General features: G+C 64.1%; 14 protein-coding genes and 1 rRNA gene. 7 read left to right on the top strand and 8 right to left on the bottom strand.

Going from position 1 to position 15282, the window contains the following annotated elements; genetic code table 11:
• Positions 1-246 precede the first annotated feature (246 nt).
• Both C491_RS10530 and C491_RS10520 read left to right on the top strand, forming a co-directional pair.
• Complete coding sequence (locus C491_RS10530) at positions 247-783, top strand: metal-dependent hydrolase (RefSeq protein WP_005555997.1); 537 nt, start codon at positions 247-249, stop codon at positions 781-783.
• Positions 784-1454: 671 nt separating this feature from the next.
• The gene (locus C491_RS10520) at positions 1455-1712 is read left to right on the top strand and encodes a hypothetical protein (RefSeq protein ID WP_005555994.1); all 258 of its coding nucleotides are present in this window, start codon (positions 1455-1457) and stop codon (positions 1710-1712) included.
• A 3-nt stretch (positions 1713-1715) separates the two neighbouring features.
• Here C491_RS10520 and C491_RS10515 read toward each other — a convergent pair whose 3' ends face one another.
• Positions 1716-4238: a heavy metal translocating P-type ATPase gene (locus C491_RS10515; protein WP_005555991.1), complete on the bottom strand. Its 2523-nt coding sequence runs from the start codon at positions 4236-4238 to the stop codon at positions 1716-1718.
• 57 nt (positions 4239-4295) lie between these two features.
• Complete coding sequence (locus C491_RS10510) at positions 4296-5063, bottom strand: helix-turn-helix domain-containing protein (protein WP_005555989.1); 768 nt, start codon at positions 5061-5063, stop codon at positions 4296-4298.
• A gap of 57 nt (positions 5064-5120) precedes the next feature.
• On the opposite strand from C491_RS10510, the gene C491_RS10505 reads away from it, so the two are divergent.
• On the top strand, positions 5121-5738 hold the full coding sequence (locus C491_RS10505) for a hypothetical protein (RefSeq protein WP_005555987.1): 618 nt from the start codon (positions 5121-5123) through the stop codon (positions 5736-5738).
• Positions 5739-5770: 32 nt separating this feature from the next.
• Here C491_RS10505 and C491_RS10500 read toward each other — a convergent pair whose 3' ends face one another.
• Complete coding sequence (locus C491_RS10500; RefSeq protein ID WP_005555985.1) at positions 5771-7096, bottom strand: DUF362 domain-containing protein; 1326 nt, start codon at positions 7094-7096, stop codon at positions 5771-5773.
• Positions 7097-7175: 79 nt separating this feature from the next.
• The gene (locus tag C491_RS10495) at positions 7176-8327 is read right to left on the bottom strand and encodes an acyl-CoA dehydrogenase family protein (RefSeq protein WP_005555983.1); all 1152 of its coding nucleotides are present in this window, start codon (positions 8325-8327) and stop codon (positions 7176-7178) included.
• Positions 8328-8442: 115 nt separating this feature from the next.
• On the opposite strand from C491_RS10495, the gene C491_RS10490 reads away from it, so the two are divergent.
• Both C491_RS10490 and C491_RS10485 read left to right on the top strand, forming a co-directional pair.
• Positions 8443-10419, top strand: a complete 1977-nt coding sequence (locus C491_RS10490; RefSeq protein ID WP_005555981.1) for a 3-hydroxyacyl-CoA dehydrogenase/enoyl-CoA hydratase family protein — start codon at positions 8443-8445, stop codon at positions 10417-10419.
• A 157-nt stretch (positions 10420-10576) separates the two neighbouring features.
• A complete protein-coding gene (locus C491_RS10485; RefSeq protein ID WP_005555979.1) occupies positions 10577-11137 on the top strand; it encodes a HalX domain-containing protein in 561 nt (186 codons plus the stop codon).
• A 66-nt stretch (positions 11138-11203) separates the two neighbouring features.
• Here the strand turns inward: C491_RS10485 and C491_RS10480 are convergent, their stop codons facing one another.
• The 4 genes from C491_RS10480 to nikR form a co-directional block, all read right to left on the bottom strand.
• Positions 11204-12355 (bottom strand): acyl-CoA dehydrogenase family protein, encoded by a 1152-nt coding sequence (locus C491_RS10480; RefSeq protein ID WP_005555977.1) that lies wholly within the window; start codon positions 12353-12355, stop codon positions 11204-11206.
• 77 nt (positions 12356-12432) lie between these two features.
• Positions 12433-12615, bottom strand: a complete 183-nt coding sequence (locus C491_RS24100; RefSeq protein WP_005555975.1) for a hypothetical protein — start codon at positions 12613-12615, stop codon at positions 12433-12435.
• Positions 12616-12949: 334 nt separating this feature from the next.
• Complete coding sequence (locus C491_RS10470) at positions 12950-13327, bottom strand: cupin domain-containing protein (RefSeq protein WP_005555973.1); 378 nt, start codon at positions 13325-13327, stop codon at positions 12950-12952.
• A gap of 66 nt (positions 13328-13393) precedes the next feature.
• Positions 13394-13831 carry a nickel-responsive transcriptional regulator NikR gene (nikR, locus tag C491_RS10465; protein ID WP_005555971.1) on the bottom strand — a complete coding sequence of 146 codons (438 nt, stop codon included), beginning with the start codon at positions 13829-13831 and terminating at the stop codon, positions 13394-13396.
• A 132-nt stretch (positions 13832-13963) separates the two neighbouring features.
• On the opposite strand from nikR, the gene C491_RS10460 reads away from it, so the two are divergent.
• Together C491_RS10460 and C491_RS10455 are read left to right on the top strand one after the other, a co-directional pair.
• A complete protein-coding gene (locus C491_RS10460; protein ID WP_005555969.1) occupies positions 13964-14755 on the top strand; it encodes a creatininase family protein in 792 nt (263 codons plus the stop codon).
• Positions 14756-15106: 351 nt separating this feature from the next.
• A 16S ribosomal RNA gene (locus C491_RS10455) occupies positions 15107-15282 on the top strand; the annotation flags it as partial.

Here is a 15282-nt window from a genome sequence, read left to right as displayed (position 1 = left end):
CAGAGATGTGTATAAGAGACAGGTTCTCGACGCCCGCGACGTCGGTCGCGACCGTCGACTCGCCGTCGTCACCGCTTGGTGTTCGTCCCATATGTAACTCTGAGTGCCGAGCGGATTTAGGGACCGTCCCAAACGATGCAATGGCTGTTTTCGCGCCCCTGAGATGGTTTTACGGCGGTTTCGGTCATCGCTTGGTTCAGTCGACGGCCGGACGTTTACAGGGGGCGTTCCCCTACCCGGTACCGAATGCAGCCGGTCATCCATCTCGCCGTCGGCTACCTCTGTTATGCGGCGTACACACGCTGGAACCGCGACGAAGCGCCTGCAGAGCTTCCCGCGCTCGCTGCCATCTTCGGCGCGGCACTGCCTGATCTGGTCGATCACCCGCTCCACGCCGTAGGCGTGACCCCTGTCGGCCGGACGTTCATGCACTCGTTAGTGTTCGCCCTCCCCGTCATCGCCGCCGTCTGGCTCCTGATGCGACGTCGCGACCGCGAAATCCTCGGCGTCGCCTTCGCGATCGGCTACCTTTCCCACATCGCGACCGACGTTCCGTGGCACCTGTTCTGGGGCGACTTCCACGAACTCGGCTTTCTCCTGTGGCCGATCACGTACATGCCCGCATACTCCGGGGTCAAACCGCTCGGGACGGTTCCCGTCCTCGGCGTCGAGGCGACGACGCTGTGGCTCGAGGCCGTCATCCTCGTCGCGGGAATCGCGCTCTGGCGGGCCGACGACTATCCGGGGACGAAACCGGTCCGACGACTGTTCGGCCGATCGTGACGGAGTCGGCACTCGAGGCCGCTGTCACCCAGTAACCCAGTTACCCGACAGCGACGACTGGATCCTGTCCGAAGAACGCCAGGTTTGAGTACGCTGGTCAGTCGTCCATCTCGACGACGTAGCCGTCCTGGGAGACAGAAATGGAGACACGCGGGTCAGTCGATTGGTCGCCGAGGTGCTGAGCGGACTCGATCCCGACTGCGTCGAACGGATAGAGGGAACCGTCCGTCCACGTACTGACCCAATCGAATCGACTCCTGAAGATTTGTTCGAATCTATTTCGAGCTTCCATTGCTATCTTGTATTTGGTTTCTAATTGCGAAGAGTGTTACGAGAAGTGTGCAAACATGTGGTGAGCGATCCGCACCCACAGATGACGGCAGTGAGACGATTATAGTCACAACTGAAACTGTTTGCACACCGATCATACAGCCATCGTGCGATCGGGTGCGCACGACTTTCAGTGCCTACTATACCTTGTAAACCAATATCAAAACCAGTGGACTAACAGCAGAAGAGCCGTGTCCCAACTACCGATGTTTTTGCCGAAACCGTCTCGAGTCCGTCACCGCTCTCCTGTTCGGGCGGCTGGTAACGAAATTCAGTACCAGCGTCGGACGCTGACGGGCCGGAGCAATAGTTTTCTCCGCCGGATCCGTCTCCGGGAACGGATGGGAAGCGACGACGACACGTACCTCGACTACTACCTGAGTCGGCGGTGGTTCCGGGATCGGATAGTCGTCCTCGCCCTCGTTTTCGTCGGTTTCCTCGCCGTCCAGTGGCTCGGCCTCGGACTCCCGGATCTCGGTCCGTTCTCAGAGTCACCGCGGGGCCCTGTGGTTCTCCTCGTCGCCGTGCTCGTTACCGGAATGTGGCTCGTCCTCGCCGTTATCGGTGCGATCGGACTGGTTCGCCGGCATCGGCCCTGATCCTCAGTCGGCGAGTTCGTCCGCATCGGGCGTTTCGGGTTCGACGCCCGCGAGCCGCATCGCGTTGCCCGTCACGCCGAGGCTCATTCCCATGTCGCCGATGACGACCGCGTGTATCACGGTCACAATTCCGAACGGCGCACCTGCGGCGAGAACGGCCTTCACCGCGAGGCTCGACCAGATGTTCTGGCGGATGACGCCGTTTGCCTTCCTCGAGAGCGCGTAGAGATAGGGCAGGCGGGTGAGGTCGTCGCCCATTAGCGCGACGTCGGCCGTCTCGAGTGCGGTGTCGGTTCCCGCGGCGCCCATCGCGATTCCGACCTCCGCGGTCGCCAGCGCGGGCGCGTCGTTGATGCCGTCGCCGACCATAGCGACGCGGTTTTCGCCGTGTCCGCTTTCGAGGGTTCGAATCAGCTCGAGCTTCTCGTCGGGTAGCAGTTCGGCGTGGTACTCTTCGATCCCGACCTCGTCGGCGATCGCGCGGGCGGTTCCCTCGTTGTCGCCGGTGAGCATCACGACGCGGACGCCCTGCTCTTGCAGCCGGGAGACGGTCCAGGCCGCGGTCGGACGCACGCGATCGGCGACGCCGATCACGCCGATCGGTCCCTCGCCCGTGCCAACGACCACGACGGTTTTCCCCTCAGCCTGGAGGTCAGGAACGATGTCGCCGAGGACGTCCAGACAGCCCTCGCGGTCGCACTGCGAGTCCGCAGTGGCCTCGTATCCCATCGATTCGAGGACGACCCCGCCGTCGGTCGCGTGGGCGTGCTCGAGGTTAGCCAGCCCCGCGAAGAGGTCTGGCTTGCCGACGTAGTGGGTGGTGCCGTCGACGTCGGCGCGGACGCCCTTCCCGGTGAGCGCCTCGAAATCAGAGACGTCGGATGCGTCCGGTTCGAGCCCCCGCTCCTCGGCGTAGCCGACGATCGCCTGCCCGATCGGGTGTTCGCTTCGGTGCTCCGCGGCGCCGGCTCGACGAAGGAGCTCGTCCTCGCTGGCGCCCTCGAGCGGAACGACGTCGGTCACGGAGAGTTCACCGGTGGTCAGCGTCCCGGTCTTATCGACCGCGAGGACGTCGCTCTCGCCGACGGCCTCGAGGTGGCGCCCGCCCTTGATCAACACGCCGTTTTTCGCGGCGCTGGTGATCCCCGAGACGACGCTGACCGGCGTCGAGATCACCAGCGCGCAGGGACAGGAGATCACGAGCAGCGTCAGTCCGACGATAAACCAGTAGCTCCAGGAGGCGCCGAACGCGAGCGGCGGAAGGGTCGCGGCCGCGACCGCGAGCGCCACGACGATCGGCGTGTAGACGCTCGCGAAGCGGTCGATGAACTGCTCGCGTTCGGTCTTCTCGCGCTCGGCGTCCTCGACCATATGGACGATCCGGGCGATCGTCGACTCGTCGGCCTCGCTCTCGACCTCGACCTCGAGGTAGCCCGACTCGAGGATCGTCCCGGCGTAGACCTCGTCGCCCGGTTCCTTGTCCGCGGGGACGCTCTCGCCGGTGATCGGCGACTGATCGACCGCGCTGGCTCCCTCCACGGCAACGCCGTCGGCCGGGATCTTCTCTCCGGGACGGACGACGACGCGATCCCCGACCGCGAGCTCGTCGGCCGGAACCGTCTCCTCGGAGCCGTCCTCGCGGCGAACCGTGGCAGTATCGGGCGAGAGCTCCATTAGCTCCCGCAGGGAATCCCGGGCGCGGTCCATCGAGAACCGCTCGAGGAGCTCCGCGACCGAGAACAACACCGCGAGCAGCGCTCCCTCGAAGGGGTGATGGGTCGCGACGCTGGCGACGATACCGAGACTCATCAGGAAGTCGATGTCGAGGCTGCGGTTGCGCGCGGAGTAGTAGCCGTTCCGCAGGATCGGCGTCCCGGCAACGGCGACGGCCGCGATGAACAGTAGATGCGAGAGGGCGTACGTTCGCCCGGCGACCGTGGCGAGGGCGGGATCGGCTGCGGGGAAGACGAACTCCAGCGCCATCCCGACTGCGACGAGAACGGCGCCGATCACCGTTCCGACGGCCCGGCGACTCCGCCAGACCGCCGCGGAGTCGGCGATTCCGCTGTCCTCCTCGCCGATCGGCGTCGCCTCGTACCCTGCGGACTCGATCGCCTCGACGACGGTCTCGGTGTCGGTCCCCTCGCTCGTCGCGACGGTCACCCGGCCCATCGTGGGTCGGGTTTCGATTTCGTCGACCCTATCGACGTCGGCCAGCGCGTTCTCGACCTTTGCCGCGCAGGAGGGACAGTCCATGTCCGGAACCGAGATGGTGAGCTCCGATACCGCGGACTCGACCGCGTAGCCGGCGGCTCGGACGCGCTCGCGGATTTGCGCTTCTCCGGTTCGGGTCGGGTCGTACTCGACGACGAGGCGACCGCTCGTCACACGGGGATCGATCTCGTCGATCCCCTTGAGGCGTTCGACGCTGTTTCGCACCTTCTTCGCACAGGAGGGACAGTCCATCCCGGGAACCCGTAGCTCGAGGGTGCGACTCGAGTCGACGGGGGCGGCAGGATCGCTCATTGTCGGTCCGTAACGGGTCGGCTACTATACGGGTTATTTGGCGTGCGCCAACTTCGTTCAGAGCGATCCGTTCGAGCCGGTAGCCGCCAGCGCTTCGAGCGACTCTCCTTCGCCGACGAACGTCGTCGCGAGGGTGGCCTCGGCGCGACGGAGGCGATAGGAGAGCGTCGACCGCGGGACGTCGAGGTTGTCGGCGAGGTCGCCGAGTTCGATCCGGCGCGGCGTCTCGTAGTAGCCGTACTCGACAGCGGCCGCGAGCGCCTCGCGTTGCTCGTCGGGGAGCCCTTTGTCAGGGTCGACGTCAAACCCGCTGCGGTCGGGATCGAGCTCGGTCACCCGAAGGACCTCCATCCCCGCACACTCGCCGACCTCCTCGCCGAGCGCGTCGAAGAAGTCGTGGATCGGCGCGTCGCTCGAGAGGACGATCCGCCAGCGGTAGCGCCGACCCTCGCGGTAGGTCTCGAACAACAGCCCCTCCCCGAGCATCTCGAGTGCAACGTGGGGAACCGACGTACAGACCTCGGTGCGGTCCCAGTACGTGTAGACGACCAGCGTGTCGCTCGAACGATCGAGCACTTGCGTCTCGCACTCGGCCCCGCAGTGGTCCTTGACCAGGCAGTCCGCGAAGTAGTCGGCCGTCTCGTAGGCCGCCTCGAGTTTCGCCAGGGCCTCCTCGGAGCCGGTTGCGTGATCGACCCGCCAGAGGCTGTCTGGGGTGACGTGACACGACAGTGACCGGATCGAGGTGTCAGGGTGGGCCGCAAGCACGTCGGCCACCGGGTTCGTTCCCGGCTCGTACTCGAGGGCGAAGACGAATTCTCTCATGGCCGTCCTACGGGTGCACGCGAAAAAGGGTTCCCGGTCGCTCGCGTAGTCCGGGTAGTGAACTCGGCTGTGACGCGGTGGTTTCGTGGACTGTGGCAGTTCTACCTCACGTACACGAAGACGGGAGTGCACGCGGCCGCAACCGCGGGACTGGCGATCTTTGGGTTGTTGATGTTCGTCGACGACGTGTTCGTCGTGCCTGCGATCGCTTCCTACGTCCTTCCACCCGTGATCCTCTACGTCCTCGCGGACAAACCGGCCGCTGAGTACGTCCGAGACGAGCGTTCGGCGGACGCAGAAAAGCGCTCGGCGAACGCGGACGAGAGCGCAGCGAAAGCGACGTCGGCTCGAGACGCCTTCGGGATCACCGAGGAAACGACCACGGACGGCGGAGCGAGCGAGGCGGATGGCGTCACGGGCACCGACGAAAGCGAGTCGGCCGACGAGTCCGGGAACGGCGATACGGATTTGGATCGAGACGACGGCGATACCGATTCGGACAGCGACGACGGAGATACCGACTCGGACAGCGCCAACGGCGATACCGATTCGGACAGCGACGACGGTGACACGGACTTCGACAGCGACGACGGCGATACCGATTCGGATAGCGATGACGGCGACACAGACTCGGACAGTGACGACGGTGACACTGACTCCGACAGTGATAACTGAGACATCCCCGCCAACCGTCCGAAACCGCCGCCTCAGTCCGGCGAGGCGGCGACGAAGCGCCCGTCTTCCTTGAACTCGAGCGGGGCCGGCTCGCTCACGACTCGGAGATCCTCGCGTTCGCGCGCGGCCTCGATCAGCGGTGCCGAGGCGTAACACCGTTTCAGGCGCATCGTGTCGGTCACCCTGAGGACGCGGGCCTCTTCGCCCGGAACGGGACCGACCGTCCCGAGACTCGCGATCAGTCCCGCCCGATCGGTCTCGACCACGGGCGGGAGCCGCACCCCGCGCACCGTACTGGCGGTGATCGCGTTGATGAGTGACTTCGACCAGTCCAGCCCCGCCAGCACGTCTCGGTGGGCGAAGTCGGCTTGGCCCATCCCCATCGCGTTCCCCTTCGTCTTCTCGGTGAATCCGCGGACGAAGATGCGCTTGATCTCGGCCGTCTCGGGTTCGGGTTCGTTGATCGTAAAGTGGCGACGGCCCGTCACGTTAGTGTCCATCCCCTGCCCGCTGACGTCCTTGCCCAGCTGATCGACGACGAGGACGTCGAGTTCCTCGAAGGGGAGTTTCGGCATGAGCTCCCAGGCCAACTCGAGCAGCTCCGCTTCGCGCTCGAGAAAGCCCGACGGCGGGACGCCCTCGAGGTGTGTCGTCTCGTCGTGCTGGTCCTCGACGATCGCGATTCCGCCGGCGACGGGCAGCGACTTGAGGAGCCGGTCGGTGATCTCGGGGAGCATGTTCCGCAGGCTCCAGTCGACGGCCCAGTCGTGGGCCATCTTCGCGCCCCGCTGTTTCCCCATCCCGATGACGAGCATCTTCGAGAGCCCGCTCTCGACGTCCCCGCCGAAGTCGGTGTGGGGTTTGATGCGGTTGACCGGGACGATGGCGTCGGCCTCGACGGCGTAGGCGTCCGCGTACACCGGGACCTCCCGCTCGGGCGTCTCGCCGACCGTGACGACGTCCATCGTGACACGGATCTCGCAGCCGATCGCCTCCTCCGTGACACCGAGGGTCGCGAGCTTCTCGCGCTGGCCCTCCGCGGTCGCCCCGCCGTGGCTGCCCATCGCGGGGAAGACGAACGGCTCGTACCCTCGCTCCCGCAACCCGTCGACGACGCCGCCGACGATTTCGGGAAGGTTGGCGATGCCGCGGCTTCCGGCGCCGACGGCGACCTCGCCGCCCGCGGGGACGGCCTCGAGCTCGAGGTCTCCGACCGCCGCGGCCGCCTCGTTGGCGACGGATTCGGGTTCGATCGGGTCGGTTTCCCAGCGCTGCTCGAGGACGCCCATCTCCGGGAGCGCGACGTCCCCGCAGGCGGTTCGGACGGTCGACTCCGATACCGTGAGATTATCGATCATGCACGAACAGTGCGGGGAGAGGGAGAAAAACGTACCGAGGGTTCCTAGCGGGCGGTGGCCGACCGCGTCTTCGGAGCGGTTAGAAGCCCTTGCCGAGCATCTCGCGAGCGATGACGTTCTTCTGGATCTCGCTGGTTCCCTCGTAGATCTGGGTGATCTTCGCGTCGCGGTAGAACCGCTCGACGGGGAAGTCGTTGACGTAGCCGGCGCCGCCGTGGATCTGGACGGCCTCGTCGGCGACGTCGACGGCGACCCGGGAGGCGTACTCCTTGGCCATCGAGGCGAGCTTGGTGATGTCCTCGCCCTGGTCGACCATCCAGGCGGACTTGTACGTCAGGTTGCGCGCGGCCTCGGTGTCGGTCGCCATCTCGGCGAGCTTGTGCTGGATCGCCTGGAACTCCGAGATCGACTGGCCAAACTGCTCGCGGTCCTGGGCGTACTCGAGGGCGGCGCGGGTCGCCCCCTTCGCGATGCCGACGCCCTGGGCGGCGACTGCCGTCCGGGTCTCGTCGAAGAACTGCATCTGCTGCATGAACGCGGCGTCTTTCGTCCCGACGAGGTTCTCCTCGGGGACGCGGACGTCGTCGAAGACGAGCTCGGCGGTGTCGGAGGCTCGAATACCGAGCTTGCCGGTGATCTTCTCGGCGGAGAAGCCGTCCCGGTCGGATTCGACGACGATCTGGCTGAACCCGTTGTACCGACCCTCGGCGTCGGGGTTGGTCTCACAGAGCACGACGAAGAAGTCGCCGACAGTGCCGTTGGTGATCCACATCTTGTTCCCGTTGATCACCCACTCGTCGCCGTCCTTCTCGGCCCGCGTCGAGACCGAGGAGACGTCGGAGCCGGTGTCTGGTTCGGAGATCGCCGCCCCCGAGATCTTCTCGCCCATCGCAACGGGCTCGAGGAACCGTTCCTTCTGGTCCTCGGTGCCGAAGTTCATGATCGCCTCACAGCCGAAGGACGTCGAGACGATCGAGAGCGCGATGCCGGGATCGTAGGAGAACAGCTCCTCCGTAATGATCGCGGTGTCGAGGATGGAGTAGCCGGCCCCGCCGTAGTCCATCGGGATGTAGGCGCCGGTCAGTCCCATCTCGGCGGCCTTGTCGATAACGTCGTGGGGATACTTCTCTTCCTCGTCGTACTCGCCGGCGACGGGAACGATCTCGTTCTCCGCGAATCGCGTGACTTCGTCGCGGATCTGCTGCTGTTCTTCGGAGAGCCCGAATTCCATGGACGATAGTTATCTACGATTCGATAAAGATGTTTGTAACCGGAAGTAAACGGAACTGTAGTTTCATTTACGAAAGAGGGAAACGTTCAAACGGGTCCGCATCGCATACGATACCATGGAGATCGACGATATCAACACCGTCGCAGTTCTTGGAGCGGGTAACATGGGACACGGTATCGCGGAGGTCGCCGCGATGGCCGGCTACGACGTCGCCATGCGCGATATCAAAGAGGAGTTCGTCCAGGACGGCTACGACCAGATCGAGTGGTCGCTGAACAAACTCGCCGAGAACGACCAGCTCTCACAGGAGGAAGCCGACGCCGCCCTCGAGCGCGTGACGCCGCTGGTCGACATGGAGGAAGCCTGCGGGAACGCCGATATCGTCATCGAGGCCGTCCCCGAGAAGATGGAGATCAAGAAGGACGTCTACTCGGAACTTGAGGCGGCCGCGCCCGATCACGCAATCTTTGCGACCAACACCTCGAGCCTCTCGATCACTGAACTCGCCGACGTCACCGAACGACCCGAGCAGTTCTGCGGGATGCACTTCTTCAACCCGCCGGTTCGGATGCCGCTCGTCGAAGTGATCTCGGGCGCCGAAAGCGACGAGGAGACCCTCGAACTTGTCGAGGAACTGGCCGACGACTTCGGCAAGTCCCCGGTTCGAGTTCACAAGGACTCGCCCGGCTTCATCGTCAACCGCATCCTCGTTCCGCTGATGAACGAGGCCTGCTGGCTCGTCGAGGAGGACGAGGCGACGATCGCCGAAGTCGACTCGACGACCAAGTACGGAATGGGGCTGCCGATGGGCAGTTTCGAACTCGGCGACCAGGTCGGCAACGACGTCAGCTACCACGTCCTCGAGTACATGCACGAGGTCCTCGGCGAGGCCTACGAGCCGTGTCCGCTGCTCGAGCGCAAGGTCGAGAACGAGGAGCTCGGCAAGAAAACCAGGAAGGGCTTCTACGACTACGAGGACGGCGACGGCGCCGATATCCCGACCGACGAGCAGTCCGACCTCGTCGAGAAGCGCCTCGTCGCCACGATGGCCAACGAGGCCGCGAAGCTGATCGGCGGCGACGTCGCCCCGCCCGAATCGATCGACGAGGCGACCCAGCTCGGCGCGGGCTTCCCCGACGGCCCCGTCAAGCTGGCCGACGATTTCGGCCTCGAGAACGCACTCGAGGCCCTCGAGGACGCCTACGAGGCGACGGGCCACGAACGCTACGAGCCCGCCGACTACCTCGAGGAGCGTGCGAGCGAGGGCGGGTTCTACGACCAGTCCGGCGCTGACGACGGCGAGGTCGAGTTCGACGCGATCCGCGTCGAGTACCCCGGCGACATGGTCGGCCACATCGTACTCGACCGACCACACCGCATGAACACCATCAGCGAGGAGCTGCTCGACGAACTCGAGGAGGCGATCGAGCTGCTCGAGGACGACGACGAGGTCCGATCGATCCTCCTCACGGGCGAGGGCGACCGCGCGTTCTCCGCGGGCGCGGACGTTCAGAGCATGGCCGCGGGCGGTGCAGATCCGCTTGGCGCTGTCGAACTCTCGAAGAATGGGCAGTCCACGTTCGGCAAGCTCGAATCCTCAGAGCTGCCCGTTGTCGCAGGGATCGACGGCTACTGTCTGGGCGGTGGCATGGAACTGTCGACCTGTGCGGACATCCGCGTTGCGAGCAACCGATCGGAGTTCGGGCAGCCCGAGCTCGATCTTGGGCTGATCCCCGGCTGGGGCGGCACCCAGCGGCTCGCGAACGTTATCGGCGAGGGGCCGGCGAAAGAGATCATCCTCACCGCCGAGCGCTACGAGGCCGAGGAGATGAAACGATTCGGCTTCGTCAGCGACGTCGTCGACGACGCGGAGCTTGAGGAACGTGCGTTCGAACTAGCTGCCGATCTGGCCGGCGGACCTCCGATCGCGACGAAGTACACCAAGCGTGCGATGCTCGCCGGCCGCCACGACACCGACGCCGGTCTGGAGTACGAAGCGTCGGCGTTCGGACAGCTGATGGCAACCGACGACCTGATGGAGGGGATCACGGCGTTCATGGGTGATGAGGACCCCGACTTCCAGGGGAAGTGAGCTAACGGCTTTACCGTTACACGCGACGAGGCTATCGGCGTTCTTTGCTTTGGCCGTCTACAGCGGGGTCGCTCCTCGGCGGTCGCGAGATTTATCACACGGAGCAACTATTTATGATGCGTGGCTGTAATCGATGATGGAAACCGAGGACAACTCTATGCGTAACGAGCGGCGCGTGCTCGTCGTCGACGACGAGTCACAGCTTGCAGATCTCTTTGCAACCTGGCTCAGCTCCGAGTGGACGACCGAAACGGCCTACGACGGATCGGCCGCGCTCGAGACGCTGGACGACTCGTTCGATGTCGTCCTCCTCGACCGGCGGATGCCGGGCCAGTCCGGTGACGAGGTGCTCGAGCGGATCCGCGAGAACGGGTACGACTGTCGAGTCATCATGGTCACGGCGGTCGATCCCGACTTCGATATCATCGAGATGGGATTCGACGACTACCTCGTCAAACCCGTCTCGAAGGACGAACTCCTCGAACTGGTCGAGTCGGTCGCCAACCGGTCGGCGTACCAGTCGGCGGTCCAGGACTACTACGCGCTCGTCTCGAAGAAAGCGCTGCTGGAATCCGAGAAGGAGGAATCCGAAGTCGCGGACAACGAGGAGTACCAGGAGCTCTGTAGCCGGATCGACGACCTCGAGGGACGGCTCGACGAGACCGTCACGGAGTTTTCGACGCACGACGATTTTGTCGGAGCGTTCGAGGATATCTGAACCGGCTCTCGTACCGTTCGCGGAACCGCTCGGAGCGCGGCTCTTCGCACTCGAGCGGGAGCCGACTCAGGGAGCCTGCCCGTAGATCAGGTTCCGCTGGACCTCGTTGGCTCCCTCGTAGATGACCGGAATCCGTGCGTCCCGGTAGACCCGGGCGATCCGTCGCTCGTCCAGAACCGATCGCCCGCCGTGGAACTGCATCCCCTGTTCGGAGACGTCGACGGCAGCCTCGGTCGCCGTCGTCTTCGCCAGCGCCGCCCAGTAGCCGGCGTGATCGTTGTTTGCGACGTTTTCACACGCCCGCCAGGTGAGCGAGCGCGCGCTCTCGAAGTCGATCAACATGTCGGCGAGTCCGTGCTGGACCGCCTGGAACTCGTTTATCGTCCGACCGAACTCCTCGCGGTCGTGGCTGAACTCCCAGGCTTCCTCGATGGCGGCGGCGGCGATGCCGAGGCCGTGGCCGGAGACGATCACGCGACCGTGGTTGAAGAAGTCGGCGAGCATCATGAACCCGGCCCCCTCGTGGCCGATCAGGTTCTCCTCGGGAATCCGACAGTCGTCGAAGGTGATGTGGGCCTGCTTGGAGGCTCGCATCGCCATCTTCTCGGGGATGTGTTCAGCCTCGTACCCCTCGGCGTCGGTCGGCACGATGAACATCGAGTGGTTGCCGTAGCGGTTGTCCTCGTCGTCGCCGGTGCGCGCGTAGAGGGTGATCCAGTCGGCCTCGACGCCGTTACCGATCCAGTACTTCTCGCCGTTGATCACGTACTCGTCGCCGTCTTTTTCAGCACGAGTTTGCATCCCCGCGAGGTCGCTGCCCGTCTCGGGTTCGGAGACGGCGAGCCCCGAGATCTGGTCACCCTCGGCGACCGGTCGAATGTATTCCTCGCACTGCTCGTCGGTGCCGTACTCGTACGTGATCTCGCAGCCGAAACTCGCCAGCTGCAGCGTCAGCGCGATTCCGGCGTCGGCTCGGTAGAACTCCTCGGTGAGCGCGAGTAGCTGTGGAAGATCGAGCCCGCGCCCGCCCCACTCTTCTGGGATGTCCTGGGCGACCAGGTTCGCCTCCTGTCCGGCCTCGAGGATCTCGTGGGGGTATTCGCCCGCCTGAAAGTACTCCTGGGCGTTCGGTTCGATGTGCTCGCGAGCGAATTTGCGGGCCTCGTCTTTGATGTCGTGTGCGTGCTCCGGAACGATACTGGAATCGAGAAGGTTCACAATTCCTTCCTCGTCGGGGACTCCCAAATAATCGACGCCCAACGGTGCAAGTCCACGTCGGACCTGCCTCGAGCAAGTTACCGAGACGGAGGGACGATCTCGTCCGCCGTAACGTTCGATCGTCGCCGAAGTCGTCGGATGTCCCAGGCGACGTCGGTGACGATGTGTGCGTAGAGGACCGTGCCCGTCACGAGCGCAAGCGGCGCGCTCGCGAGCGCCGTCCCGGAGACGGCGAGCCCCGCGAGCAGCAGGTGGCTCAACAGCCGGGAGAGCGCACCGACGTCACCGCGCTCGAAGATCCTGTCCTGATCGGTGAACGCGGCGACCGGGTTGGTGAGACAGAAGCGAAGGGCATCCCACGTCCCGGTCTCGAACCGAGCGATAACGAAATGATCGAGGTCGATAGCGACGCCGACGATCGTCCCGTAGACGACGATCGCGGCCGCGGGAACGATCGCGCCAACGAGTTCGATCGAGCCGACCGCAATGACGACGACGCTAGAAACGACGAACGAGACGACTGCGTGGTGGATCGAATAAATAGCGACTCACCCGTCACCGGACACGCCGTCGAGACACTAAACGTCTCCCCGCTCAGCCAGCAAAGCCCGAGAGCAACCACTCGCCGTTCTCGCCTTCCTCGTCGGCAATCCCGGGGGCGCTCACGAGTACGAACGCGCTCTCGTCGTCGCCGTTTCGGATCTGTCGGGTCGACTCCGGCGGGATCCAGAGTGCGTCGCCGGTCTCCATCTCTACCGGATCGTCGTCGACGACCACGGTCGCTTGCCCCTCGATGAGGACGTACACCTCCTCGTGTTCGTTGTCGGCGTGATCGTGTGGTTGGCTCTTCCAGCCCGGGTCGCAGCGCGCGACCGTAACGCCGACCTGCTCGGTCTCGAGGGGATCGCTGAGAAAGTGCATCGCGCTCGAGACCTGATCGACGTCCTCGTAGTTGACCTTGCGGTAAGACATGGGTGACCGTACGACGGGAACCCAGTAAAGGTACGCGTTCTTCGCACACTCCGGGCTGCGGGGTCGTTACTGGCCGTGGCCGTCCTGTGAGATCGGGTCGAAGCTGTCGACGGGGGTGACCGAGTAGTCGACAGTCAGGGCGTCCTTGGTCGCTCGGATCTTCCCGACGAACGTCGAGATGTCCTCGAGCTGTCCCTCCAGGACGAACAACTCCATGCAGTAGTGGTCGCCGACGTGGCTGTGGAAGTTCGAGGCAACGAGATCCTCGTGTTCGTGTCGCAGCTGCATCATCCGCTCCTCGACGGTCGTCGTCTCGTAGTCGAAGAGGACCGTGACGATCCCCATCAGTTCCCGATCCTCGAGGCGAGTGTCTTCGAACTCACCCAGAAGGTTTCGAGACGCTTCCCTGACGACTTCGCTTCGGCCGGTGTACCCGTGTTCGTCGGCGAACTCGTCGAGTCGCTCGAGGAGTTCGTCCGGCATCGAGACGCTAACGACTGCCATATAATAACTCGGTGGCGTTTGACTATTAAGGCTTACCATATTTCGCCTCCAGCGGTGGTTCGGACGCTGCACGTCCCCGCAAGCGACGAAGCGGTAACGTAACGTTTTGCCCGTCCGAAACAACGGTACGACATGTTCCTCCCGCACCAGACCTGGCCCGACCTCGCCGACTACGTCACTGACGAATCGCTCGCGGTCGTTCCGCTCGGATCGACCGAACAGCACGGACCGCATCTCCCCGAGGGAACCGACTACCTGATCGCGGAGGCGCTCGCCCGCGCGGCGACCGATCGAACGGGTCACCTCTGTACGCCCGTGGTACCGATCGGCGTAAGCGCTCACCACAGACAGTTTCACGGCACGATGTGGGTCGACCCACCGGTATTTCGGGACTACGTCGAAAGTCTCTCTCGGAACCTCACCTACCACGGGATCGATCGAATCGTCTACGTCAACGCCCACGGCGGGAACGTCACCCACCTGCGCGAGGTCGGCAGCCGGCTCCACCGGGACGGGACGGCCTACGCTATCGAGTGGATGTGGGACGAGTCGATTCCAGAGCTCATACGGGATGTCTTCGAGACGCCGGGCCCCCACGGCGGTCCGAAGGAAACGGCGATGATCATGCACATCGCTCGAGAACTGGTTCGTGAGGATCGCCTCGAGGATGCCCGGGACGACGGCGCGACGTTCGATTACGACGCAGAACGCGTCCACGGCGCGACGACGTTCTACGATTCGATCGAGAACAGCCCCAACGGCGTTTTCGGGGACCAGACCGGCGCGACCCCCGAGATCGGGGCGGAGCTGTTCGAGGCGGCGACCGACCAGCTCGTTGCGTTGCTCGAGTGGCTCGACCAGAAGCCCTTCGACGACCTCGTCGCAAAGCCTCACGTCGATCCACGACCTGCCCGCGATCGTTGAACGCGGCGTCCTCTCGAGCGTATCGTCCCTTAATGTTCCATTACCGGTCGAAATTTCGTCACATCGCTGGTTTCGAATCGCACGACGGCAACGTGTTTGTGACTCCCTCCCGGCGAGACTTGCGTTCGAAGGCCTTATGTAGTGACCGGGGACTTCGTTATAGTACGAAGAAGATGAGGAGCTCACCCCTGTGGTCCGCCACAAGATGAGTTCTGATGTGAGCCTTGGTAGTTCGGTGACGCCCGATCGGTCCGCGATTCGGCCCACCGAACTGGACCCATATACGATAGACGATTCAAGTGAGTGTGAACCGATCATACTCCGCCAACCTCCCCCTTTTGGGGGAAGAGCACTCCGGTTGATCCTGCCGGAGGCCATTGCTATTGGAGTCCGATTTAGCCATGCTAGTTGTACGAGTTCAGACTCGTAGCAGATAGCTCAGTAACACGTGGCCAAACTACCCTCTGGAGCGCGACAACCTCGGGAAACTGAGGCTAATCGTGCATACCGCTCTCATGCTGGAAGTT

This window comes from Natronococcus amylolyticus DSM 10524, assembly GCF_000337675.1.
Classification (GTDB): Archaea; Halobacteriota; Halobacteria; order Halobacteriales; family Natrialbaceae; genus Natronococcus; species Natronococcus amylolyticus.
This window is presented reverse-complemented; position numbering and strand designations above follow the sequence as displayed.